This is a genomic window from Shinella yambaruensis, from assembly GCF_050859155.1.
In the GTDB taxonomy this organism is placed as follows: Bacteria; Pseudomonadota; Alphaproteobacteria; order Rhizobiales; family Rhizobiaceae; genus Shinella; species Shinella yambaruensis.
Window position 1 is genome coordinate 1 of sequence record NZ_CP150638.1, and the last position, 22,072, is coordinate 22,072.

Sequence of the window (22,072 nt, forward strand, 5' to 3'; positions counted from 1 at the left end):
ATGCAGATGAATACGGCCAGAACGGCTGGTGCATTCGCAAACGGGGAAAATGCACTTAAAACGCTCCCGCAAGAAGGGGCGCAGGCGGCGGGGGTTCCATCCGATATGAAGCAGGACGCGATTTTCGAGCGGGTCAGTGCGCGCCTTAAAGCGCAGGTTGGCCCGGACGTCTTCGCGAGCTGGTTCGGTCGGCTGAAGGTCCATTCCGTTTCCAAGAGCGTCGTGCGCCTGTCGGTGCCGACGACGTTCCTGAAGTCCTGGATCAACAATCGTTATCTCGATCTCATCACCAGCCTGTTCCAGCAGGAGGATGCCGAAATCCTCAAGGTGGAGATCCTGGTGCGAACCGCAACCCGCGGCGCCCGCACCGGCGTCGCCGAGGAGGCGGCGGCCACCGAGCCCGCAGCACCGCAGGCGCAGCCGCGCCGCGCCGCGAGCGGTCCGCAGCCCGTCGCCAGCGCAGCGGTATCGGTTGCCGCTTCGGCCCAGCCGCGCGTGCAGCAGCCGTCCGGCCCGCTCTTCGGCTCGCCGCTCGACCAGCGCTATACGTTCGACGCCTTCGTCGAGGGCACGTCGAACCGCGTCGCCCTTGCCGCTGCCCGCACGATCGCGGAAGCCGGCGCCGGCGCCGTGCGCTTCAACCCGCTCTTCGTCCATTCCAGCGTCGGCCTCGGCAAAACGCACCTTCTCCAGGCGATCGCGCTCGGCGCGCTGGCAAGCGCCCGCAACCCGCGCGTCGTCTATCTGACGGCCGAATACTTCATGTGGCGCTTTGCGACCGCGATCCGCGACAATGATGCGCTTTCCCTCAAGGAGACGCTGCGCAACATCGATCTCCTGATCATCGACGACATGCAGTTCCTGCAGGGCAATTCGATCCAGAACGAGTTCTGCCACCTGCTCAACATGCTGCTCGATTCCGCCAGGCAGGTCGTGGTCGCCGCCGACCGCGCGCCGTGGGAGCTGGAATCGCTCGATCCGCGGGTGCGCTCGCGCCTGCAGGGCGGCGTGGCCATCGAGATGGAAGCGCCGGACTACGAAATGCGCCTCGAAATCCTGAAACGCCGGCTCGCCGCCGCGCAGCAGGAGGACGCTTCGCTCGATATCCCGGTCGATATACTGAGCCATGTCGCGCGCAACATCACGGCGAGCGGCCGGGAGCTGGAAGGCGCCTTCAATCAGCTGCTCTTCCGCCGTTCCTTCGAGCCGAATCTCACGATCGAGCGCGTCGACGAATTGCTCGGCCACCTCGTCGCCGCCGGCGAACCGCGCCGGGTGCGCATCGAGGACATCCAGCGCGTGGTGGCGAAGCACTACAACGTCTCGCGCCAGGAGCTGGTCTCGAACCGCCGCACGCGCGTCATCGTTAAGCCGCGCCAGATTGCCATGTATCTGTCGAAGACGCTGACGCCGCGCTCCTTCCCGGAGATCGGCCGCCGCTTCGGCGGACGCGACCACACGACCGTGCTGCACGCGGTGCGCAAGATCGAGGAACTGATCGCGGGCGACACCAAGCTCAGCCACGAGATCGAACTGCTGAAGCGGTTGATCAACGAATGATCATGGCGTTCATGCCGTGACGAAAAGGGGCCGGAAGGCCCCTTTTCAGTGCCCACGCACTGCGCGCGCCTCTTCCGTCAGCCATTGCCGCAAAGCCGCGACCGCCGGCCGGTCCAGCGCGCCCGGCGGATAGACGATGTAATAGGCAAGCCCCGTCGCCACGCCGCGCGGGAAGGGGGCGATAAGCCGCCGCTCCTGGACCTCGCGTGCCACCAGCGAAAGCCGCGCCAGCGCCACGCCGTCGCCGGCCTTGGCCGCCTCGATCGCGCCGTTGCTGTCGGTGAAGACGGGGCCGCGCTGCACGTCGATGCCGGCAACGCCCATCGCTTCCAGCCAGAGCCGCCAGTCCTGCCGGTGCACGTCGTGGATCAGCACATGGCCGGCAAGGTCCGCCGGCGCATCGAGCGGGATCTTCTCCTTGAGGGCAGGCGCGATGACGGGCATCAGGTCGTCGTCGAGCAGCCTTTCGCTGACAAGGCCCTCGTAGCGGCCGAAGCCGTGGCGGATCGCGATATCGACGCCGTCGCGGGCAAAGTCGACGAGGCGGTTGGAGGCACTGATGCGGATGTCGGCGCCGGGCAGGCGCTCCTCGAATTTCGGCAGACGCGGCACGAGCCATTGTGCGGCGAAGGTCGGCGTGCAACTGATTGCCAGCGTCGCGGGAGATTTTGCCCGGGCCAGCAATTCGTCGGTCGCCTCGCGCATCATGCGAAAGGCCGAGCGCATCGCCTTGAAGTAGCCCTCGCCATTCTCCGTCAGCCTGATCTGCCGCGGCCGGCGCTCGAAGAGCTGCACGCCGAGCGATTGCTCCAGCTCGCGGATCTGCAGGCTGACGGCGCCCGGCGTGACATTGAGCTCGCCGGCGGCGAGCGTTACGCTCAGGTGTCGCGCTGCCGCTTCGAAGGCGCGCAGGCCGGAAAGGGAGGGGAGGCGGCCGTTCATGATTTAGTTTTCCTCGCTGAAGAGCCGAAATATGATCGTTTGTACCGCATGAAAATCCGCGAAATTATAGCGCGAAAGCCGGATTTTGACATCCGGGCACTGCGACAGGTTTAGAAAATTTCGCAAGGAGATTCCCATGGCCAACCGCAGCATGACCGCAGGCGAATGGGGCCTGCTCATCGCGCTCTCGCTTCTCTGGGGCGGTTCGTTCCTCTTCAACGGCATCCTGGTGCGCGAACTGCCGACGCTCACCATCGTCACCGCCCGCGTCGGCCTTGCCGCCCTCGCGCTCTGGACGGTCGTGCGCCTTGCCGGCCATGCCGTTCCGCGCAGCAGGGAAGTCTGGCTCGCCTTCCTCGGCATGGGCGTGCTCAACAACATCATCCCGTTCTCGCTGATCGTCTGGGGCCAGACGCACATCGCGAGCGGCCTCGCCTCCATCCTCAACGCCACCACGCCGCTCTTTGCCGTCATCGCCGCCCATCTGCTGACGACGGACGAGAAGATGACGGGCGGACGGCTCGTCGGCGTCCTCGTCGGCTTTCTCGGCGTGGCGCTGATGATCGGCCCCTCGGTCCTCTCCGATCTCGGCGCCAACCTCCTGGCGCAGCTTGCCGTGCTCGGCGGCGCCGTCTCTTATTCGATCGCCGGCATCTTCGGCCGCCGCTTCCGCCGCCTGGGCCTGCCGCCGCTGCTGCCGGCCGCAGGGCAGGTGACGGCCTCCGCCGTGCTGATGCTGCCCGTCGCGCTGGTCGTCGACCGCCCATGGACGCTCGCCATGCCCTCGGCGCAGACCTGGATGGCCCTGTTCGGCCTCGCCTTCCTCGCCACCGCGCTCGCCTATGTCATCTTCTTCCGCATTCTCGCCACGGCGGGCGCGACGAACCTGATGCTCGTGACCTTCCTCATCCCCGTCAGCGCCATCCTCGGCGCGCTGGTTCTCGGCGAGGTGCTGGCGCCGAAGCATTTTGCCGGCATGGTGCTGATCGCCGTCGGCCTTGCGGCCATCGACGGGCGTCTCCTGCGCATGGTGATGGAAAAGCGCCGGCCGCTCGGCTCGGATGCCGGCGGCTGATCAGCAGGCGAGGTCCGCGACGACGGCGTCGAGGATCAGCATGCCGGCCGGCGTGCAGCGCAGCCGCGAATTGCCGAGCCGCTCGATGAAGCCGTGCTCGATGAGGAACTGTTCCCGGTCGGGATCCGGGTCGCGGCCGGAGAGGGTCTGCCAGCGGGCGAGATCGACGCCCTCCTTGAGGCGCAGGCCCATCAGCAGCAGTTCGTCCGCCTGTGCCTCGCGCTCCAGAAGCTCCTGGTCGATCATGCCGTGGCCTTCCGCCTCGACCCGTTCCAGCCAGGCTTCCGGCTTGCGCTCCGTGGCGGTGGCGATCTTTGCGCCGCCGGTCGTCAGGCGGCCATGCGCGCCGGGACCGATGCCGACATAGTCGCCATAGCGCCAATAGGTGAGGTTGTGGCGGCTTTCCGCGCCGGGGCGGGCGTGGTTGGAGACCTCGTAGGCCGGCATGTTTTCGCGCTCGGTGATTTCCTGCGTCGCCTCGTAGAGCACGGCGGACTGCTCCCCGTCGGGCACGACCAGCTTGCCGGCCTTGTGAAGGCCGTAGAAGGGCGTGCCCTCCTCGATGGTGAGCTGGTAGAGCGAGAGATGATCGACGGCATAGGAGACGGCCTGCTTCAATTCGCGGTCCCAGTCCTCGACGGTCTGGTTCGGCCGGGCATAGATGAGGTCGAAGGACATGCGCGGAAAAATGTCGCGCGCGAGGCGGATCGCCTTCAGCGCGTCGGCGACGTCATGCAGCCGGCCGAGGAATTTGAGGTCCCGGTCGTTCAGCGCCTGAACGCCGAGCGAGACGCGGTTGACGCCGGCCGCGCGATAGCCGCGGAACCGTTCGGCCTCGACGCTGGAGGGGTTCGCCTCCATGGTGATCTCGATGCCGTCAGGCACATGCCAGTGGCGGGCGATGCCGTTGAGGATCGCATCCACCGTTTCCGGCGCCATCAGCGAGGGCGTGCCGCCGCCCATGAAGACGCTGGTGACGCTGCGCGAGCCGGTGAGCCGGCGCATCGTCGCCATTTCCTTCAGGAAGGCCTGCACGAAACGCGGCTGATCGACCGGCTGGTGGCGCACATGGCTGTTGAAGTCGCAATAGGGGCATTTGGCGGCACAGAACGGCCAGTGCACATAGATGCCGAAGCCGGGGTCGGAAAGGCCCGATCCCATGCCCGGCCGGATGTCGAGGGGCACCGCCGTCATCGCGCCTCAGGCCTTCAGGCAGGTTTCGACGAAGCGCTTGAAGGCGCGGGCGCGGTGCGACAGCGCGGCCGCATCGCCCGGCTTCCAGCCGTGCTTTTCCTGCGCGCTCATCTCGCCGAAGGTCGTCTCGTAGCCGTCCGGCCGGAAGACCGGATCGTAGCCGAAACCCTGCGTGCCACGCGGCGGCCAGACGACGTGGCCTTCCACTTCGCCGCGGAAGAGTTCGGTATGGCCGTCCGGCCAGGCAAGGCAGAGCACGGAGACGAAGCGCGCCGTGCGGTCCTTCGCCTCGGTGGCGCCCTTCTCGGCAAGCGCCTTCTCCACCTTCTCCATGGCCATGGCGAAGTCGCGCGTGCCGTCTTCCTTTTCCGCCCAGTTCGCCGTGTAGACGCCCGGCGCGCCGTCGAGCGCGTCGATGACGAGGCCGGAATCGTCCGAAAGGGCGGGCAGGCCCGCGGCCTTCGCCGAGGCGAGCGCCTTGATCGTCGCGTTTTCCTCGAAGGTCGTGCCGGTCTCGTCCGGCTCCTCGAATTTCAGTTCGGCGGCGGACCTGGCGGAAAAGCCGAAGGGGCCGATCAGGTCCTCGATCTCGCGGATCTTTCCGGCATTGTGGCTGGCGACGACGATCGTCTTGGTGTCGAGCTTGCGCATGAAATTCCTCAAGCGATGTTCCAGAGGCCCGGTTCGGCGCATTCGAGGCTGTTGCCGGCGGGGTCGCGGAAATAGATGGAGCGGGCGCCGTTCGGCCAGCGGAAATCCGCTTCGATGGCGATGCCGGCTTCTTCGAGCTTTTTCACCCAGAAATCAAGCGCCGGCCCCGGCACGCGGAAACAGGCATGGCCCGGCCCCCTCGCGCCGTGCACCGGCACCGGAAAGGCCTGGGGCGGCGGCGGATGCACGGTCTCGGCCGGATTGAAGATCAGGAGAACGCCGGGACCGCAGCGGAAGAAGACGTGGCGGTTCGCCTGCCGCGTGATCTTTTCCAATCCGAGGATGCCGCCATAGAAGGCTTCCGCCGCGTCGAGGTCGTCCGCGTAGAGCGCGGTTTCGAGAATGCCTTCGATCGCGGCGGTCATGGCGAAACCTGTCTCAGGCGATCGCCTGCTTCTGCAGGCCGACGAGGTCGGCGATGCCGGCGCGGGCGAGCGCCATCAGGCCGGAGAATTCCTCCTCCGTGAACGGCTTGCCCTCGGCGGTGCCCTGGATTTCGACGATGCCGCCCGAGCCGGTCATGACGAAATTGGCGTCGGTCTCGGCGGCGGAGTCTTCGAGATAGTCGAGGTCGATGACCGACTGGGCGGCGAAGATGCCGCAGGAGATCGCGGCGACATGGTCCTTCAGGACCTTCTCCACCTTGATCATGCTGCGGGCTTCCATCCATTTCAGGCAGTCGTGAAGGGCGATCCAGGCACCGGTGATGGACGCGGTGCGCGTGCCGCCGTCGGCCTGGATGACATCGCAGTCGACGGTGATCTGGCGTTCGCCGAGCGCTTCGAGATCGACGACGGCGCGCAGCGAGCGGCCGATGAGACGCTGGATCTCCTGCGTGCGGCCGCCCTGCTTGCCGGATGCCGCTTCGCGCCGCATGCGTTCGCCGGTGGCGCGCGGCAGCATGCCGTATTCGGCGGTCACCCAGCCCTTGCCGCTGTTGCGCAGCCACGGCGGCGTCTTTTCTTCCAGGCTCGCGGTGACGAGCACGTGCGTATCGCCGAACTTGACGAGACAGGAGCCTTCGGCATGTTTGGAAATGTTGCGCTCGAAGGAAACCTTGCGCATCTGGTCGGTTTTTCTGCCGGACGGCCGCATTGCGAACTCCTGTCTGAATTGTCTGGGAAGCTGCTTTAGACCAGATCGCCGGGCGAGGGAATGGTGGTGCGGCACGGCGCTTGCGTTTTGGCGCCTTGCAGCGGGAAACCATGGCGGGAAAATCCGTTTTGCGCTGACCTTCGAAATCACTATATTCCTGTCGGATAACAGGGTTTGCAGCGGAAAGATGGTTTTGAAGAGATCTCCGGGTCCTGACAGTCAGGCGGCGCTCGACGAGCGTTCGGGCGAAATCTTCCGCCGCATCGTCGAGAGCTATCTGGAAAGCGGCGAGCCGCTCGGCTCGCGTAACCTGTCGCGTATCCTGCCCATGTCGCTCTCGCCGGCCTCGGTGCGCAACGTGATGAGCGACCTCGAGGAGCTCGGCCTCATCTATTCGCCGCATATCAGCGCCGGGCGGCTGCCGACGCAGCTTGGCCTGCGTTTCTTCGTCGATGCCTTCATGCAGGTGGGCAACATCTCGCCGGAGGACCGCGCCTCGATCGAGCGCCATGTGCGCCCGCACGGCCAGAAGCATACCGCCGTCGAAACCATGATGAACGAGGCGAGCCAGGCGCTGTCCGGCATGTCGCGCGGCGCGGGCCTCGTCATCACCACGAAGAACGACGCCGTGCTGAAGCATGTCGAGTTCATCCGGCTGGAGCCGACCAAGGCGCTGGTCGTGCTGGTCGGCGATCACGACCAGGTAGAGAACCGCATCATCGAACTGCCGGCCGGCGTCACCAGCTCGCAGCTCACGGAGGCCGCCAACTTCCTCAACGCCCATCTTGCCGGCAACACGCTCGTGGAAGCGCGCTCGCAGCTCGAACGGCTGCGCGGCGAAATCAGCAGCGAGCTGGACAAGCTGTCGCAGGATCTCGTCGAGCGGGGCCTTGCGGTCTGGTCCGGCGGCTTCGACGAGGGCAAGCCGACGCGGCTGATCGTGCGCGGCCGGGCGAACCTCTTGGAAGGCCTTGCCGGCGCCGAGGATATCGATCGCCTGCGCATGCTCTTCGACGATCTGGAGCGCAAGGACAGCCTGATCGAACTCTTGAACCTTGCCGAGACGGGCCCGGGCGTGCGCATCTTCATCGGCTCGGAGAACAAGCTCTTCTCGCTGTCCGGCTCCTCGCTCATCGTCGCGCCCTATCGCGACAGCGACGACAAGATCGTCGGGGCCGTCGGCGTCATCGGGCCGACGCGGCTCAACTATTCCCGGATCGTGCCCATGGTGGACTATACGGCCCAGCTGATCTCGCGGCTTTCGCGCTGAATGCCCGCAATCCGGGCATCGGCCCTTGATTTTTCGGGATCAAAGCTCGATATCGGGCCAAACCCCTTAAAAGATGCAATTCGGAGTACGTCATGACCGACGAGAGCAAGAAACACGGACCTGACGAAGCGGTAGAGAGCACCATCGCCGCCGAAACATTCGCGCCGGAGGAGGCAACTGCCGAGGCCGCCGCCCCGGCGGAGCCGGATCCGGTCGATGCCCTGCGGGCCGAAAACGCCGAACTCAGGGACAAGTACCTGCGCCTCGCCGCCGAGATGGACAACCTGCGCCGGCGCACCGAGCGTGACGTGAAGGACGCCAAGTCCTATTCCGTCGCCGGCTTCGCCCGCGACATGCTGGCCGTGTCCGACAACCTGCGCCGCGCGCTGGATGCCATTCCGGCCGAAGCGCAGGCCGCCGAAGACACCGGCCTGAAGGCGCTGGCCGAGGGCGTGGAGATGACCGAGCGCTCCATGCTCGCAGCGCTCGAACGCCACGGCGTGCGCAAGCTCGACCCGATCGGCGAGAAGTTCGATCCGAACTTCCACCAGGCCATGTTCGAAGTGCCGAACCCGGACGTTGCCAACAACACGGTCGTGCAGGTCGTGCAGGACGGCTACGTCATCGGCGAGCGCGTGCTGCGCCCGGCCATGGTCGGCGTTTCCAAGGGCGGCCCGAAGGCGCCTGCCGGCGAGGCGAGCACCGCGCAGGCCTGATCGGCAGACGACAGGACAAAGAAAACCGGCGGTCGCAAAACCGCCGGTTTTTTCATGTGCATTCCATAAAACGCTAGGCCGCGTTCGATGCCTGTTCCTCGCTGAGGCAGGCATAGATGGCGCTCTCGCTGTCGGAGGCGCGCAGCTTTGCGACCATTGCCGGGTCGCGCAGCACGCGGGCGATGCGCGACAATGCCTTGAGGTGGTCCGCGCCGGCGCCTTCCGGGGCCAGAAGCAGGAAGACGAGGTCGACCGGCTGGTCGTCCAGCGCCTCGAAGTCCACGGGGGTTTCGAGCCTCGCGAAGAGACCGGTGATCTGCGAAAGCTCCTTCAGCTTGCCGTGCGGGATGGCGATGCCATTGCCCACGCCGGTCGAACCGAGCCGCTCGCGCTGAAGGATGACGTCGAAGATCTCGCGTTCCGGAAGACCGGTGATCTTTGCCGCTTTTGTCGCCAGCTCCTGAAGCAGCTGCTTCTTGGAATTGGCCTTCATCGCCGGAATAATCGCACTCTGCTGCAGCAAACCTGCCAATGCCATGCTTTTGTCCTCGTGCGCTGGGTGAAGGGATTGAAGAAGCGTGGCGCCCGTCCCGGCGCCACGCTCCCGTCACTCAGCCTTTGATATTGGCTGCGTCGATCCAGCCAATATTGCCGTCGTTGCGTCGGTAGACGATATTGAGCTGCTCCGACCCGGCGCTGCGGAAGAGAAGGACCGGCTCGTCCGTCATGTCGAGCGCCATGACGGCGCTGGCGACGGACATGGTCCTGAGTTTCTTCGTGCTTTCCGCAACGATGGTCGGCGCGTAGTCCTCGGGAAGCTCGTCGTCTTCGTCGGGGACCGAATCCATCACCGTGTAAGCCACTTCTGCAAAGGCATCATGACCATTGCCGTTGTGGTGATCCTTGAGCTTGCGCTTGTACCGACGCAGGCGCTTCTCGATCCGTTCGGAGGCCGATTGGAAGGCCGCCAGGGGATCGTTCGCTTCACCATTCGCCTGCAAGGCCATGCCGGTATCGAGGTGCACCTTGCAATCGGCACTGAACCGCGACCCCGCTTTTTCCACGGTAACCTGGCTCGAATATCCTCCGTCGAAATATTTGGTTACGGCCTCTCCCACCTGCTCTTCAATACGCTGGCGGAAGCTGTCGCCGATTTCCATATGTTTTCCGGATACACGCACACTCATGGAGGTTTCCTCTCTTTCGTGATTTGCGTGCAACAGTCTATTCCAACCTTATCCACGTTCCAAGCTTTTCACGCATGCACTGGTTTTTGTGACGCACGCTTCAGAAAAGCGGGGATATGTCTGGAGTTCCGGCCTGCCTTCCCTTCGAAAGTGGGGCGCGCATTAGCCCGTCCCGCCAGCGAAGTCAATTCCCGGGTTCACGCATTCTTAACGTCTGTCATATGAAAACGCCGGTTCTCCGGCTTTGTTTCACGAGGTGGCGGCCTTGGCGAGCGCCCGCTTCTCCCGGCGCCGCTGCACGGAGGAGGGGATGTTCATCGCCTCGCGGTATTTCGCCACGGTGCGGCGGGCAAGATCCACGCCCCCCTCGCGCAGGGCACCCACGATGTCGTCGTCGGAGAGCACCGCGTCGGGGGATTCCTGCGCGATCATGGCGCGGATGCGGTGACGCACGCTTTCGGCCGAATGGGAATCGCCTCCCTCCGCCGAGCCGATCGAGACGGTGAAGAAATATTTCAGCTCGAACAGGCCGCGCGGCGTCAGCATGTATTTGTTCGAGGTGACGCGGCTCACCGTCGATTCGTGCATCTTGATCGCCTCGGCGACCGTCTTCAGGTTCAAGGGGCGCAGTTGGTCGACCCCGTGCATCAGGAAGGCATCCTGCTGGCGCACGATCTCGCTCGCCACCTTCATGATGGTGCGGGCGCGCTGGTCGAGGCTGCGGGTCAGCCAGTTGGCCGTCTGCAGGCATTCGTTGAGGAAGCCGGAATCGGCGCTGTCGCGGCTCGTGCGGCTGGAGACGGAGGCGTAGTAGTCGCGATTGACGAGGACGCGCGGCAGCGTCTCGGCATTGAGCTCGACATGCCAGGTTCCGTCCGGCGCGGCGCGCACGACGATATCGGGCACCACGGCCTCCGAGGCGCTCGTCTCGTAGCGCGTGCCGGGCTTGGGGTCGAGCTTGCGGATCTCCGCCAGCATGTCGACGAGGTCTTCCTCGCCGACGCCGCAGAGCTTCTTCAGCGTGGCGAAATCGCGCCGGGCGAGCAGTTCGAGATTGTCGACGAGCACCGCCATGGCCGGGTCGAGCCGGTCCTTCGCCTTCAGCTGGATGGCGAGGCATTCGCTGAGCGAACGGGCGAAGACGCCGGGCGGGTCGAGTTCCTGCAGGCGGTAGAGCACACGGTCGACGTCGGCGACCGGCTTGCCGAGGCGCAGCGCCGTCTCGGCCGTGCTGCCCTGGAGATAGCCGGCATCGTCGAGCTGATCGACGAGATGCTGGGCGACCAGCCGGTCAACCGGGTCGGGCAGGAGGAAGGGAATCTGCTCATTCAGCACGTCGCGCAGCGTCTTGCGGGTCGCCACGAAGTCGTCGAGGTCGTAGCCCTCGCCATCCTCGCCGCCGCCGGGCATGGATTTCCACTGGCCGATGAGTTCCGGCGCATCGGCCGCGCGCGGGCCGGCATCGTCGGGAAAGATGTTATCGAGGCCGCCATCGAGCGTTTCGGGTGCGCTGCCCGCGCTGCCGCTGGTCGCGCTGTCGTAGAGGTCCGGCTGGAACCCGTCCTCGCCGCCTTCGGCATGGCCGCGGTCCTCGCCCGGCAGGGCATAATCCTCGCCGCCCTGCTCGCCGTCCCGTCCGCCTTCGTCGCCGGAGGCGATCTCCAGGAGCGGATTCTTCTCAAGTTCCTGCGCGATGAACTGGTTGAGCTCGACATGCGTCATCTGCAGGAGCTGGATGGACTGCATGAGCTGGGGTGTCATCACCAGCGACTGGCTTTGGCGCAGGAAAAGGCTGGCTGCGAGTGCCATGCGGACGCTCTACTCCCCGGAAAAGCGGCCTCCGGCCGGCGTGGCGGGGCGGCGAAATCCAACTGGCCCAAAAATTGCTTTTTTGATGGGTTTGGTCAAGCGCCAGCCGTAAACTTGGTGAAAATCGCGGCGCGCATGCGCACGGCTTGCGTCAGAGGCTGAAATTGTCGCCAAGATAGAGGCGGCGCACATCCGGATTGGCGACGATGTCGTTCGCCCGGCCGTGGGTCAGCACTTCGCCGGCATGGATGATATAGGCCCGGTCGATGAGGCCGAGCGTCTCGCGCACATTGTGGTCGGTGATGAGAACGCCGATGCCGCGCGAGGTGAGGTGGCGTACCAGCGCCTGGATGTCGGCGACGGAGATCGGATCGACGCCGGCAAAGGGTTCGTCGAGCAGCATGAAGGTCGGGTCGGTGGCGAGCGCCCGGGCGATCTCGAGGCGGCGGCGCTCGCCGCCGGACAGCGCGATGGCCGGCGACTTGCGAAGATGCGAGATCGAGAACTCGGCGAGCAGGCTGTCGAGCTTCTGCTCGCGCCGCGCCTTGTCCTTGTCGTGCACTTCCAGCACGGCGCGGATGTTCTCCTCCACCGTCAGCCCGCGGAAGATCGAGGCTTCCTGCGGCAGATAGCCGACGCCGAGGCGGGCGCGGCGATACATCGGCATGGTCGTGACGTCGTTGCCGTTGATCTCGATCGAGCCCGCGTCGACCGGCACGAGGCCCGTGATCATGTAGAAACAGGTCGTCTTGCCCGCGCCGTTCGGGCCGAGCAGGCCGACCGCCTCGCCGCGGCGCACGACGAGCGACACGCCGTTGACGACACAGCGGTCGCGGTAGCTCTTGGTCAGCCCGCGGGCAATGAGGGTCCCGTCGTAGCGCGAAAGATCGACGCTGCGCTGGGGCTCCTGCGCGGCCTTCCTGGGGCGGCGCGTCAGGCGGGTGAGCAAAGAGGAGGACACGCTATATCAGTTCGTCTGCTTGCGGGACTTCGGATCGAGCTGGATCATGACGCGGCCGCCGCAGGCGTCGAGCTTGGCCTCGCCGGTGCGCATGGTCACCGTGAGCTGGCAGCCGACGAAGACGTTCTTGCCTTCCGACAGCACGACCTTCTCGCCCTTCAGCAGCAGCGTCTCGTTGACGAGGTTGAACGTGCCGGTGTCGGCCGTCGCTTCCTGCGTGCCGGACTTCAGGTAGACCTTCTCCGAAACGTCGATCTTCTCGATATCCGCATCGCCGCTGGCCACCGAGCCGCCGCCGCTGGCGGCGTAGTAGACGACCATCTTGCCTGCCTGCAGCGTCGTCGTGCCCTGCACGACCTTCACATTGCCGGTAAACTCGGCCTTGTTCTCCTGGTCGCGGATTTCCAGCTTGTCGCTCTGGATCTGGATCGGCTTGTCGTTCGACAGCTGCATGCCCTTCATGCGGCTCGACGTCTGCTGGGCGTCCGCAGGAACCGAGATCAGCGCAAGGCCTGCGGCAAGAACGGAAATGCTGGCGGCCCGGAGCGGGGCGGAAAGAGTGGCGAACATGGCGCTCTTACTTTTCTCGGTTGCGGATGGCGGCAGGATCGACATCGACGACGACCTTGCCTTCGAAGACGACGACCCGGCCTTTATCCGTCATTCTCAGCGACTGCGCAACAATGGATGCTTCGCGCGAGCGGATGGAAACCGGCTCCTGTGTCGACATGTTGCCGCCGTCGATATCCAGATGGGCCGAACGGAAGGCGGCTTCAAGGCCGGTGTTGAGGCTGATGGTGAAGGGGGCGATCATGTCGAGCAGGTTCTTGCCGCGATCGTAGACGCCGGTCGCGGCGACCACTTCCGCGATCGTGGTCTCGTTGACAGGCATCTTCGCCGTGATGTTCTCCAGCGTGATGACGTCGGGCTGCTTCATGTCCTGCAGCGCGCGCTCGGCCTTCATGGAATAGCTGATGCCGTCGTCATTGCGGCCGGAAATCGCCGGATTGCGCATGACGATCTTGCCGTCCTCGATGGTGGCGCTTTCCACCTGCAGGTTGGACGGGACATAGGTGCGCACGATCGACACGATGGCGAAGACAAGGCCGATGACGATGGCGGCGACGGGCAGGGCGACCTTCAGCACGCGCACACGGGCGGAATGCCGCGCCGCGAGGCGGTAAGCCTCGGCGGAAGCGCCTACGCCCTGTGCACCCGACGGTGCTTCTGTCACGGTGTCCAGCATTGTGCCTGCTATATTAAAGTGCCGAATGGCGTTCGCTGCGAAACGGCGGGCCACTGCGGATAACGGGCCCCATATGGCGATTATTCCTCAACAAACAATGTCTGCCCAGGAAAGTTCAGCGACGAATTGCCATTTGCGTCTGGAATGCCATATCGATAGGGCCTTCGGCAAGCCACCTTGCAACCGGTGGCCACCAGAGTTGAGGACAGGGAATGGATCACGCCGCCATCGCCGACCGCCGGCAACTACGCCGCAAGCTCACCTTCTGGCGGATCGCCGCCATCGGGATCGTGCTCCTCGCCGTCTTCGCCGCGGCCGCCTTGCGCTGGCCGGGCAGCGGGGCACGCGACCATATCGCCCGCGTCGACATCAGCGGCATCATCCGGGACGATACCGAACTCCTGGAGCGCCTCGACCGAATCGCCCGCAACGACCGGGCGAAGGCGCTGGTCGTGACGATCTCCTCGCCCGGCGGCACCACCTATGGCGGCGAGGTGATCTTCAAGGCGCTGCGCAAGGTGGCGGAAAAGAAGCCCGTCGTCTCGGACGTGCGCACGCTCGCCGCCTCCGCCGGCTACATGATCGCGACGGCCGGCGACACGATCGTCGCGGGCGAAAGCTCGATCACCGGTTCCATCGGCGTGCTCTTCCAGTATCCGCAGATGAAGGAGCTGATGGACAAGATCGGCGTCTCGCTGGAGGAGATCAAGTCCGCGCCGCTGAAGGCCGAGCCCTCGCCGTTCCATCCGGCAAGCGAGGAGGCCAAGACGATGATCCGCGCCATGGTGATGGACAGCTACGACTGGTTCGTCGACCTCGTCGTCGAGCGCCGCAAGCTGCCGCGCGCCGAAGTGCTGCGCCTTGCCGACGGCAGCATCTTCACCGGCCGCCAGGCGCTCGCCGCCAGGCTCGTCGACCGGCTCGGCGGTCCGCAGGAGATCCGCGCCTATCTCGACGAGCGCAAGGTGCCGGCCGACCTTCCCTTCGTCGATTACCGGCCGGCGAACCGCTCCGGCTTCTTCTTCATGGGCGCCAGCCTGCGCGAGTTCGCTCGCTCCATCCTCGGCCTGCCGCTCGACCTTCAACCGACGATCGAAAAGCTGACCGGCGAAAAGTTGTTTCTTGACGGTCTGGTCTCGGTTTGGCAGGTTGATCGCGATTGAAAAACAAGAATTTTTGAGGGGGATACAGTGATCAAGTCGGAACTGGTTCAGATTGTCGCCGCGCGCAATCCCCACCTTTACCACCGCGACGTCGAGAACATCGTCAACGCGGTGCTCGATGAGATCACCGATGCGCTGGCCGGCGGAAACCGGGTGGAGCTGCGCGGCTTCGGCGCCTTCTCCGTCAAGAACCGCCCCTCCCGCTCGGGGCGCAACCCGCGCACGGGCGATGCGGTCTTCGTCGAGGAGAAGTGGGTTCCCTTCTTCAAGACCGGCAAGGAGCTGCGCGAGCGGCTGAACCCCGGCCAGGCCGACCAGGACGACTAAAGCGCGGGCGCCCGAACGGCGCCTTGCGCCAGAAAGGCGACGCCATGATCAAGAGAGTAGTCAACATCCTCGTGCTCATCCCGATCGGCATCGTGCTGATCGTGCTGTCGGTGGCGAACCGGCAGCCGGTGACGCTGGCGCTCAACCCGTTCCGACCGGAAGACAGCGTGCTCTCCGTCACCGCGCCCTTCTTCGTCTATCTCTTCCTCGCGGTGATCCTCGGCCTGGTGATCGGCTCGCTCGCCACCTGGTTCACCCAGGGCAAGTACCGCAAGCGCGCCCGCATCGAGGCGAGCGAAGCCGTCAAGTGGCACAGCGAGGCGGAAAAGCACAAGACACGCGCCGAAGCCATCGCCTCGCAGGCGGTGCTGCCGGCTTCCGGCAAGTAGGCGGGCGCCCCGCGCCTCAGTCCGTGCCCCCGTTCAGCTTTGCACCGAGATCGGCGAAGAACTGCGTCGCGAGCTTCTTCGAGGTCGAATCGATGAGGCGCGAGCCGAGCTGGGCGAGCTTGCCGCCGATCTGCGCCTTGACGTCGTAGGAAAGGATCGTGCCGTCGCCATCCTCGGTGAGCCGCACGTCCGCGCCGCCCTTGGCAAAGCCGGCGATGCCGCCCTTGCCCTCGCCGGAGATCGTGTAGCTCTCGGGCGGGTTGAGGTTCGACAGCGTCACCTCGCCGCTGAAATTCGCGGAGACGGGGCCGATCTTGCTCTTCACCGTCGCTTCCAGCTCGTTCGGCGATTTCATGGTGAGCGACTGACAGCCCGGGATGCAGGCCTTCAGCACGTCCGGATCGTTGAGCGCCGCCCAGACGGCCTCGCGCGGCGCGGCAATGCGTTCTTCGCCGGACATGTCCATGATCGATCCTCCCTTGTCGGACCAAAACTATCGCAATCGGAAAGCGCTTTGCCAAGTGGGGGAGGGATGGTATGGGGACCGCTTGTTTTCCGGCGCTGCCGGTGAGAATTCAACCGACGACGGACGATCGATCGTGAAGGACAGACACCGCCGGCCGAAGAGCGGCCCTGCCGCGCCCGTCAAGGCGCGCGCCGAGAGGGCCCCGGCCGCAAGGGCCCCCGCCCCGCCGAAGAAGGAGCCGCGCCCGGCGGCCGAGGCGCCTGTGCGCCCCCTGACGCGCCGCGAAGGCGAGAAACCGGCCGAGCGCGTGCCGGTCATCCTCGAAACCGCGGGCTCCGACCAGTACCGCCTGATCGACAGCGGCGCCGGCGAGAAGCTCGAACAATACGGCCCCTACCGCATCGTGCGGCCGGAAGCGCAGGCGCTCTGGCAGCGCAGCCGTCCCGGCATCTGGGACAAGGCCGATGCGCTCTTCACCGGCGACACGGACGAGGACGGCATGGGACGCTGGAAATTCCCCAGGGCCGCGCTGGGCGAGACCTGGCCGATGCAGCTGCTCGGCGTCGATTTCCACGGCCGCTTCACTGCCTTCCGCCATGTCGGCGTCTTTCCGGAGCAGCTCGCCCACTGGCGCTGGATGAAGGAGAAGGTCGAGACGGCGGGCCGGCCGGTCAAGGTGCTGAACCTCTTCGGCTATACCGGCGTCGCCTCGCTGGTCGCGGCCAGCGCCGGCGCGGAGGTCACCCATGTCGACGCCTCCAAGAAGGCGATCGGCTGGGCGCGCGAGAACCAGGCGCTCGGCCGCATGGAAAAGCTGCCGATCCGCTGGATCTGCGAGGATGCGATGAAGTTCATCCAGCGCGAGGAGCGCCGCGGCAGCACATACGACATCATCCTGACGGACCCGCCGAAATTCGGCCGCGGCCCGAACGGCGAGGTCTGGCACCTCTTCGACCACCTGCCGCTGATGCTGGATGTCTGCCGCGAGATCCTGTCGCCCAGGGCGATCGGCCTCGTGCTGACGGCCTATTCGATCCGCGCGAGCTTCTATTCCATCCACGAACTGATGCGCGAGACCATGCGCGGTGCCGGCGGCACGGTGGAATCGGGCGAGCTCGTCATCCGCGAGAGCGGTCCCGACGGCAGGGATGCCGGCCGCGCGCTCTCCACCTCCCTCTTCAGCCGATGGGTCAGCGCATGAGCCACGATCATTCCGCAACCCGCCGCGTCGGTCAGGTGAAGGAGGTGACGAGCCTTTCCAACCCGATCGTCAAGGACATCAAGGCGCTGTCCGACAAGAAGCACCGCGACGAGACCAGGAGCTTCATGGCGGAAGGCCTGAAGCTGGTCATCGACGCGCTGGAACTCGGCTTCGAGATCCGGACGCTGGTCTATGCCAAGAACGTCAAGGAGAAGCCCCAGGTCGTGCAATGCGCGACGAAGACGGTGGCGCGCGGCGGGCTGGTGCTGGAGGTCAGCGAGAAGGTGCTGTCCTCGATCACAAGGCGCGACAATCCGCAGATGGTCGTCGGCATCTTCACCCAGCGCTGGAAGCCTCTCCGCGAGCTGAAGCCGAAGACCGGCGAGACCTATGTCGCGCTCGACCGCGTGCGCGACCCCGGCAATCTCGGCACGATCATCCGCACGGCGGATGCGGCGGGCGCGAGCGGCGTCATCCTCGTCGGCGAGGCGACCGATCCGTTCTCGATGGAGACCGTGCGCGCCACCATGGGCTCGGTCTTCGCCATGCCGCTGGTCAAGACGAACGTCGCCGATTTCCTCGCCTGGAAGAAGACGGCAGGCGTCGAGGTCGTCGCGACCCACCTTGCCGGCGCCGTCGATTACCGCACCATCGACTACAGGAAGAAACCCGTCGTGCTGCTGATGGGTAACGAGCAGTCCGGCCTGCCGGACGAGCTTGCCCGGGCGGCGGATGCGCTTGCCCGCATCCCCCAGGCCGGCCGCGCCGATTCGCTCAATCTCGCCATCGCCACCGGCGTCATGCTCTTCGAGGCCCGTCGCCATCTTCTGACGCTGGAAGCCCGCGCATGAGCGAACGCATTCCGCTGATGTCCCGGCCGGTGCCCGTCATCGTCGTCATCCTCCTGGCGCTCGCCGTCGACCAGGCGATAAAATTCGCCGTCGAGATGTGGCTTCCCTTCCAGGAGGCGGTGCATGTGATGCCGATGCTGGCGCTCTACCGCACCTACAATTACGGCGTCGCCTTCTCCATGCTCTCGGGCATGGAGAGCTGGTTCATCATCACGCTTCGGCTCTTCGTCGTCGGCTTCGTCGTGTGGCTCTGGCGGCAGACGCCGAAGGCGCGCGGCTTCGCCCATGCCGGTTATGCCTTCATCATCGCCGGCGCCTTCGGCAACATCATCGACAAGGTCATCCTGGGCTACGTCATCGACTACGTGCTCTTCTACACGGAAACCTGGTCCTTCGCGGTGTTCAACCTCGCCGACACGTTCATCACCATCGGCGCCGGACTGGTCATCCTCGACGAACTCCTCCTGCTGCGCCGGCGCAATCGTTAAAATTCGAACGACTTGCTGAAGCCGATTTGAACGGTCCGCGTGCTATGCGGGCGTTCATGAGCGAACCCGTCAAGCTACAAGACCGGCTCAAGGCCGAATTTGCCGAAGCGCCGCGCCGCGCCGCCCGCACCCGTGGGCAGGAAGAGGCGGCGGCCGATCCGCAGGCCGTCGAGGTGGAGGCGGCCGCGCCCGTGCCCGAGCCGGAGGGCCATGCGACGGTCCGCAGCGTGATCGCCGGCACCGGCCTGCTGTTCGGCGCGCTCGTGCTGGCAACGGGTTTTGCCGCCGGCTTCTACATCGCGGCCGTCGTGCTCGGCCTTGCCGGCATGGCCGGCGGGGTCGTCCTCCTGCGCACGCGTCGTCCGGCATCCGGTGTCGAGGCGACGCATGACCGCTCCTGGGAGCGCAGCGAGACCTCGGAAATCCTCTCCGCCATCCATGACGTGCTCGGCGACATCGTCGTCATGCGCGCGCTCGACGGCCGCATTCTCAGCGCCAATGCCGTTCTCACCGACCTGACGGGCGCAACCGACGTCGTCGGCCGGACCTGCGAGGCGCTCGGACTCACCTTCCGCTCGCAGGCGATCGCCCATCGCTACGACGTCGATGTCGAGGGTCCGGCGGGCAAGCGCATCTATTCCTGGCACGACGTCACCGTGCGCGATCCCGCCTCCGGCGATCTCGTCGTGCATTCCATCGCCCGCGACGTCACTGAGGAGCGCCGCGCCGAGGGCGAGCGCGAGCGCGCCCGCCAGCGCGCCGAGGAGGCGAGCGCGGCGAAATCCCGCCTGCTCGCCACCGTCAGCCACGAGATCCGCACGCCGCTCTCGGGCATTCTCGGCATGTCGCATCTCATCGGCCAGACAAGGCTGACCGCCGAGCAGAAGAACTACCTTGCCGGCATGCGCCAGTCCGGCCATGCGCTCGTCCAGCTCGTCGATGACCTCCTGGATTTCTCCACCATCGAGGCCGGCCGCTTCCAGCTCCGCCCCTCCGAGGAGCCGGTGCGCCCGATGCTGGAAAGCGTCGTGGAAATGCTCTCGCACCGCGCCCATGAAAAGGGCATCGAGATCGGCTCCTTCGTTTCTCCGGACGTGCCGGGCCTTCTCCTCTACGATGCGCCGCGCCTGCGCCAGGTGCTCTACAACGTGGTCGGCAATGCGGTGAAGTTCACCCATACGGGCGGCGTCCTTCTGGAAACCACGCTCGATCGCGGCGCCGTCGTCATCCGCGTCACCGACACCGGCCCCGGCATGAATGCCGAGGAGCAGGCCCGCATCTTCCAGGAGTTCGAGCAGACGGGGAGCGCCGCGCAGCGCAGCGGCGGCACCGGCCTCGGCCTTGCCATCTCCGCCCGCATCCTCAGCGAGGCCGGCGGTGCGCTGACGCTCGAAAGCACGCCCGGCAAGGGCAGCACCTTCACCATCCGCATGCCGGTCGATCGCCCGCACAAGACCGCGGGCACCGGCGGTGCGCGCAAGGGCGTCTTGAAGGGCAGCCTGGTCTTCCTTCTGGCGCCGGCCGGCCCGGCCTCGAGGGCGCTGGTGCGCACCATCGATGCGCTCGGCGGCACCTGCCATCTGGCGACGGGGCTCGACGAGGCGCTCGACCTTGCCCAGGGCCTTGCCGGCAAGCGGGCCGAGCTGACCGACATCATCGTCGACAACCGCCTTGCCGGCGTCTTCCGCCGGGAGCTGGCCGATCTTGCAATGTTCCGCGACAGCCGTGCGCGCCGCATCTATCTCGTCAATCCGGAGGAGCGCAGCGGCCGCGCGATCGGCAATGGCGAGGGCTACGATTCCTGGCTCATCCGGCCGCTGCGCGAACGTTCGCTGGTCGAGGTGCTGCGGGGCCGCATGAAGGGCATCGAGGTGCGCGATGCGATCAACGACAACCGCCCGATCCTGAAGGACCTGCCGCCCGCCGCCGCCGAGCCGGCGGAGACAGCCGCGACGGGCGCGCGCATCCTCCTTGCCGAGGACGATCCGGTCAATGCCATGCTGGTGCGCTCCGTGCTGGAGCGGGCCGGCCACACGGTACGCCATGTGCCGGACTATCCGGCGCTCGTCTCCGCGCTTGCGGGCGCGACGGATGCCGGCCCCTTTGCCGCCGATCTCATCCTGACCGACCTCGGCATGCCGGGCGGCGAGGGCAGGGAGATGATCGCCCGCATCGTGCGGCGCGATTATGGCAATGCCCGCCTGCCGGTCGTCGTGCTGACGGCGGACAGTCGTGCGGGGCTGCGCGAGGAGCTTCTGGCGACCGGTGCCGACGCCGTGCTGGCAAAGCCCGCCGATCCCGTTCAGCTGATTGCGGAAATCGCCCGCCTTGCCCGGCGCGCGCCGGCCTGATCTTCTCCGGCCGGTGGCTTTTCGCTATCCAAGCCGGCCTTGCGTCATTATCCTGTTGCAGAATCGTGGTTAAAACCGCGAAGTTTCGTTTGACGGGTACACTGCCATGACGCTCGACCTCGCCCAGACCATCGCACCGGCGGAGATGCTCCAGAAGACGGCCCCGGCCGCGGGCCGCTCGGGTACGGACGTGCTCGGCCGCATCGGCAATCTCGAAACGCGCATCGCCCGTTCGGTGACGGAGATCGACGCGGCCCAGGCCGTGCGCTACCGCGTCTTCGCCGAGGAGATGCAGGCGCAGCTTTCGCCCGACGCCATCCGCCGCAAGCGCGATATCGATGCCTGGGACATGGTCTGCGACCATCTCCTCGTGCTCGACACCTCGATCGAGGGCGATGCGGAAGAGCAGATCGTCGGCACTTACCGCCTGCTGCGCCAGGATGTCGCCGCGGTCTCCGGCGGCTTCTATTCCCAGTCGGAATTCGACGTGGAGGCGCTGGTTGCGCGCCATCCGGAAAAGCGCTTCATGGAACTCGGCCGCTCCTGCGTGCTGCCGGCCTACCGCACCAAGCGCACGGTGGAGCTGCTCTGGCAGGGCAACTGGGCCTATTCGCTGAAGCACGGCATCGACGTGATGTTCGGCTGCGCCTCCTTCCACGGCATCGTGCCGGAGGAGCATGCGCTGGCGCTCTCCTTCCTGCATCACAACGTGCTGGCGAAGGACGAGTGGAGCGTTTCGGCCCGGCCGGAGCTCTTCCGCACCATGGACCTGATGCCCGCGGAAGGCATCGACACGCGCAAGGCGCTTTCGGCGCTGCCGCCGCTCATCAAGGGCTATCTGCGCCTCGGCGCGACGGTCGGAAACGGTGCCGTCGTCGATCACGGCTTCAACACGACGGATGTCCTGATCGTGCTGCCGATCGGCAAGATCTCCGGCCGCTATCTCAATTACTACGGCGCGGATGCCGGGCGTTTCGCCAGCTGAACAGTTTCATTGAAGGTCAGTATAGTCTGATTTGCCGCCCGTTCCCGACCTCCGGGACGGGCGGCTTTTTGCTTCGTGGGATTCG

General features: G+C 65.9%; 24 protein-coding genes. 12 read left to right on the plus strand and 12 right to left on the minus strand.

The genetic code is table 11. From position 1 onward, the window contains the following. The first annotated feature begins 105 nt into the window (after positions 1-105). The gene (gene dnaA, locus WMC41_RS00005; protein ID WP_272804215.1) at positions 106-1,560 is read left to right on the plus strand and encodes a chromosomal replication initiator protein DnaA; all 1,455 of its coding nucleotides are present in this window, start codon (positions 106-108) and stop codon (positions 1,558-1,560) included. Positions 1,561-1,605: 45 nt separating this feature from the next. On the opposite strand, the gene gcvA is transcribed toward dnaA, so the two are convergent. Continuing rightward, positions 1,606-2,502 (minus strand): transcriptional regulator GcvA, encoded by an 897-nt coding sequence (gcvA, locus tag WMC41_RS00010; protein ID WP_272804216.1) that lies wholly within the window; start codon positions 2,500-2,502, stop codon positions 1,606-1,608. Positions 2,503-2,638: 136 nt separating this feature from the next. Here gcvA and WMC41_RS00015 point away from each other — a divergent pair, with 136 nt between their 5' ends. After that, positions 2,639-3,577, plus strand: a complete 939-nt coding sequence (locus WMC41_RS00015; RefSeq protein ID WP_432346513.1) for a DMT family transporter — start codon at positions 2,639-2,641, stop codon at positions 3,575-3,577. On the opposite strand, the gene hemW is transcribed toward WMC41_RS00015, so the two are convergent. The 4 genes from hemW to rph are packed head-to-tail and all read right to left on the minus strand — an operon-like array spanning position 3,578 to position 6,577. Beyond that, complete coding sequence (hemW, locus tag WMC41_RS00020) at positions 3,578-4,771, minus strand: radical SAM family heme chaperone HemW (protein ID WP_432346515.1); 1,194 nt, start codon at positions 4,769-4,771, stop codon at positions 3,578-3,580. Between the two features lie 6 nt (positions 4,772-4,777). Then, the gene (gene rdgB / locus WMC41_RS00025; RefSeq protein WP_272804219.1) at positions 4,778-5,422 is read right to left on the minus strand and encodes an RdgB/HAM1 family non-canonical purine NTP pyrophosphatase; all 645 of its coding nucleotides are present in this window, start codon (positions 5,420-5,422) and stop codon (positions 4,778-4,780) included. A gap of 8 nt (positions 5,423-5,430) precedes the next feature. Then, positions 5,431-5,847: a VOC family protein gene (locus WMC41_RS00030; protein WP_272804220.1), complete on the minus strand. Its 417-nt coding sequence runs from the start codon at positions 5,845-5,847 to the stop codon at positions 5,431-5,433. A 13-nt stretch (positions 5,848-5,860) separates the two neighbouring features. Beyond that, positions 5,861-6,577 (minus strand): ribonuclease PH, encoded by a 717-nt coding sequence (gene rph / locus WMC41_RS00035; RefSeq protein WP_244767236.1) that lies wholly within the window; start codon positions 6,575-6,577, stop codon positions 5,861-5,863. A gap of 193 nt (positions 6,578-6,770) precedes the next feature. On the opposite strand from rph, the gene hrcA reads away from it, so the two are divergent. Both hrcA and grpE read left to right on the plus strand, forming a co-directional pair. After that, a complete protein-coding gene (hrcA, locus tag WMC41_RS00040) occupies positions 6,771-7,847 on the plus strand; it encodes a heat-inducible transcriptional repressor HrcA (protein ID WP_244767237.1) in 1,077 nt (358 codons plus the stop codon). A 92-nt stretch (positions 7,848-7,939) separates the two neighbouring features. Beyond that, the gene (grpE, locus tag WMC41_RS00045) at positions 7,940-8,563 is read left to right on the plus strand and encodes a nucleotide exchange factor GrpE (protein ID WP_432346518.1); all 624 of its coding nucleotides are present in this window, start codon (positions 7,940-7,942) and stop codon (positions 8,561-8,563) included. Positions 8,564-8,636: 73 nt separating this feature from the next. Here grpE and ptsN read toward each other — a convergent pair whose 3' ends face one another. From ptsN to lptC, 6 genes are all read right to left on the minus strand, one after another. After that, complete coding sequence (gene ptsN / locus WMC41_RS00050; protein WP_023516844.1) at positions 8,637-9,101, minus strand: PTS IIA-like nitrogen regulatory protein PtsN; 465 nt, start codon at positions 9,099-9,101, stop codon at positions 8,637-8,639. 73 nt (positions 9,102-9,174) lie between these two features. Further along, positions 9,175-9,750 carry a ribosome hibernation-promoting factor, HPF/YfiA family gene (hpf, locus tag WMC41_RS00055; RefSeq protein WP_244767239.1) on the minus strand — a complete coding sequence of 192 codons (576 nt, stop codon included), beginning with the start codon at positions 9,748-9,750 and terminating at the stop codon, positions 9,175-9,177. Between the two features lie 249 nt (positions 9,751-9,999). After that, a complete protein-coding gene (gene rpoN / locus WMC41_RS00060; protein ID WP_432346521.1) occupies positions 10,000-11,559 on the minus strand; it encodes an RNA polymerase factor sigma-54 in 1,560 nt (519 codons plus the stop codon). Positions 11,560-11,710: 151 nt separating this feature from the next. Next, positions 11,711-12,508 carry an LPS export ABC transporter ATP-binding protein gene (gene lptB, locus WMC41_RS00065; protein ID WP_398430435.1) on the minus strand — a complete coding sequence of 266 codons (798 nt, stop codon included), beginning with the start codon at positions 12,506-12,508 and terminating at the stop codon, positions 11,711-11,713. A gap of 18 nt (positions 12,509-12,526) precedes the next feature. Beyond that, positions 12,527-13,090 carry an LptA/OstA family protein gene (locus WMC41_RS00070; protein ID WP_272804223.1) on the minus strand — a complete coding sequence of 188 codons (564 nt, stop codon included), beginning with the start codon at positions 13,088-13,090 and terminating at the stop codon, positions 12,527-12,529. A 7-nt stretch (positions 13,091-13,097) separates the two neighbouring features. Beyond that, a complete protein-coding gene (lptC, locus tag WMC41_RS00075; protein WP_272804224.1) occupies positions 13,098-13,766 on the minus strand; it encodes an LPS export ABC transporter periplasmic protein LptC in 669 nt (222 codons plus the stop codon). Positions 13,767-13,978: 212 nt separating this feature from the next. On the opposite strand from lptC, the gene sppA reads away from it, so the two are divergent. Genes sppA through WMC41_RS00090 form a run of 3 tightly spaced genes read left to right on the plus strand, consistent with a single transcriptional unit; the run spans position 13,979 to position 15,645 of the window. Beyond that, the gene (gene sppA / locus WMC41_RS00080; protein WP_244767243.1) at positions 13,979-14,929 is read left to right on the plus strand and encodes a signal peptide peptidase SppA; all 951 of its coding nucleotides are present in this window, start codon (positions 13,979-13,981) and stop codon (positions 14,927-14,929) included. 27 nt (positions 14,930-14,956) lie between these two features. Then, positions 14,957-15,256: an integration host factor subunit beta gene (locus WMC41_RS00085; RefSeq protein ID WP_023513227.1), complete on the plus strand. Its 300-nt coding sequence runs from the start codon at positions 14,957-14,959 to the stop codon at positions 15,254-15,256. 44 nt (positions 15,257-15,300) lie between these two features. Next, positions 15,301-15,645: a LapA family protein gene (locus WMC41_RS00090; protein ID WP_064328625.1), complete on the plus strand. Its 345-nt coding sequence runs from the start codon at positions 15,301-15,303 to the stop codon at positions 15,643-15,645. A 16-nt stretch (positions 15,646-15,661) separates the two neighbouring features. On the opposite strand, the gene WMC41_RS00095 is transcribed toward WMC41_RS00090, so the two are convergent. Further along, the gene (locus WMC41_RS00095; protein ID WP_432346525.1) at positions 15,662-16,111 is read right to left on the minus strand and encodes an SRPBCC family protein; all 450 of its coding nucleotides are present in this window, start codon (positions 16,109-16,111) and stop codon (positions 15,662-15,664) included. A 55-nt stretch (positions 16,112-16,166) separates the two neighbouring features. Here WMC41_RS00095 and WMC41_RS00100 point away from each other — a divergent pair, with 55 nt between their 5' ends. From WMC41_RS00100 to WMC41_RS00120, 5 genes are all read left to right on the plus strand, one after another. After that, complete coding sequence (locus WMC41_RS00100) at positions 16,167-17,312, plus strand: class I SAM-dependent methyltransferase (protein WP_432346527.1); 1,146 nt, start codon at positions 16,167-16,169, stop codon at positions 17,310-17,312. Beyond that, the gene (locus WMC41_RS00105; protein WP_432346529.1) at positions 17,309-18,163 is read left to right on the plus strand and encodes a TrmH family RNA methyltransferase; all 855 of its coding nucleotides are present in this window, start codon (positions 17,309-17,311) and stop codon (positions 18,161-18,163) included. Before WMC41_RS00100 ends, WMC41_RS00105 begins: the two co-directional genes overlap by 4 nt. After that, a complete protein-coding gene (lspA, locus tag WMC41_RS00110) occupies positions 18,160-18,651 on the plus strand; it encodes a signal peptidase II (RefSeq protein ID WP_432346531.1) in 492 nt (163 codons plus the stop codon). Before WMC41_RS00105 ends, lspA begins: the two co-directional genes overlap by 4 nt. Before the next feature lie 56 nt (positions 18,652-18,707). Continuing rightward, a complete protein-coding gene (locus tag WMC41_RS00115; RefSeq protein ID WP_432346533.1) occupies positions 18,708-21,002 on the plus strand; it encodes an ATP-binding protein in 2,295 nt (764 codons plus the stop codon). Positions 21,003-21,147: 145 nt separating this feature from the next. Then, positions 21,148-21,987, plus strand: a complete 840-nt coding sequence (locus tag WMC41_RS00120; RefSeq protein WP_244767616.1) for a GNAT family N-acetyltransferase — start codon at positions 21,148-21,150, stop codon at positions 21,985-21,987. The last annotated feature ends 85 nt before the right edge of the window (positions 21,988-22,072 follow it).

Coding starts and splice junctions, on each gene's coding strand:
- dnaA (WP_272804215.1), top strand. CDS start 106: ATGAAGCAGGACGCGATTTTCGAGCGGGTCAGTGCGCGCCTTAAAGCG.
- gcvA (WP_272804216.1), bottom strand. CDS start 2,502: ATGAACGGCCGCCTCCCCTCCCTTTCCGGCCTGCGCGCCTTCGAAGCG.
- WMC41_RS00015 (WP_432346513.1), top strand. CDS start 2,639: ATGGCCAACCGCAGCATGACCGCAGGCGAATGGGGCCTGCTCATCGCG.
- hemW (WP_432346515.1), bottom strand. CDS start 4,771: ATGACGGCGGTGCCCCTCGACATCCGGCCGGGCATGGGATCGGGCCTT.
- rdgB (WP_272804219.1), bottom strand. CDS start 5,422: ATGCGCAAGCTCGACACCAAGACGATCGTCGTCGCCAGCCACAATGCC.
- WMC41_RS00030 (WP_272804220.1), bottom strand. CDS start 5,847: ATGACCGCCGCGATCGAAGGCATTCTCGAAACCGCGCTCTACGCGGAC.
- rph (WP_244767236.1), bottom strand. CDS start 6,577: ATGCGGCCGTCCGGCAGAAAAACCGACCAGATGCGCAAGGTTTCCTTC.
- grpE (WP_432346518.1), top strand. CDS start 7,940: ATGACCGACGAGAGCAAGAAACACGGACCTGACGAAGCGGTAGAGAGC.
- ptsN (WP_023516844.1), bottom strand. CDS start 9,101: ATGGCATTGGCAGGTTTGCTGCAGCAGAGTGCGATTATTCCGGCGATG.
- hpf (WP_244767239.1), bottom strand. CDS start 9,750: ATGAGTGTGCGTGTATCCGGAAAACATATGGAAATCGGCGACAGCTTC.
- rpoN (WP_432346521.1), bottom strand. CDS start 11,559: ATGGCACTCGCAGCCAGCCTTTTCCTGCGCCAAAGCCAGTCGCTGGTG.
- WMC41_RS00070 (WP_272804223.1), bottom strand. CDS start 13,090: ATGTTCGCCACTCTTTCCGCCCCGCTCCGGGCCGCCAGCATTTCCGTT.
- lptC (WP_272804224.1), bottom strand. CDS start 13,766: ATGCTGGACACCGTGACAGAAGCACCGTCGGGTGCACAGGGCGTAGGC.
- sppA (WP_244767243.1), top strand. CDS start 13,979: ATGGATCACGCCGCCATCGCCGACCGCCGGCAACTACGCCGCAAGCTC.
- WMC41_RS00090 (WP_064328625.1), top strand. CDS start 15,301: ATGATCAAGAGAGTAGTCAACATCCTCGTGCTCATCCCGATCGGCATC.
- WMC41_RS00095 (WP_432346525.1), bottom strand. CDS start 16,111: ATGGACATGTCCGGCGAAGAACGCATTGCCGCGCCGCGCGAGGCCGTC.
- WMC41_RS00105 (WP_432346529.1), top strand. CDS start 17,309: ATGAGCCACGATCATTCCGCAACCCGCCGCGTCGGTCAGGTGAAGGAG.
- lspA (WP_432346531.1), top strand. CDS start 18,160: ATGAGCGAACGCATTCCGCTGATGTCCCGGCCGGTGCCCGTCATCGTC.
- WMC41_RS00115 (WP_432346533.1), top strand. CDS start 18,708: ATGAGCGAACCCGTCAAGCTACAAGACCGGCTCAAGGCCGAATTTGCC.
- WMC41_RS00120 (WP_244767616.1), top strand. CDS start 21,148: ATGCTCCAGAAGACGGCCCCGGCCGCGGGCCGCTCGGGTACGGACGTG.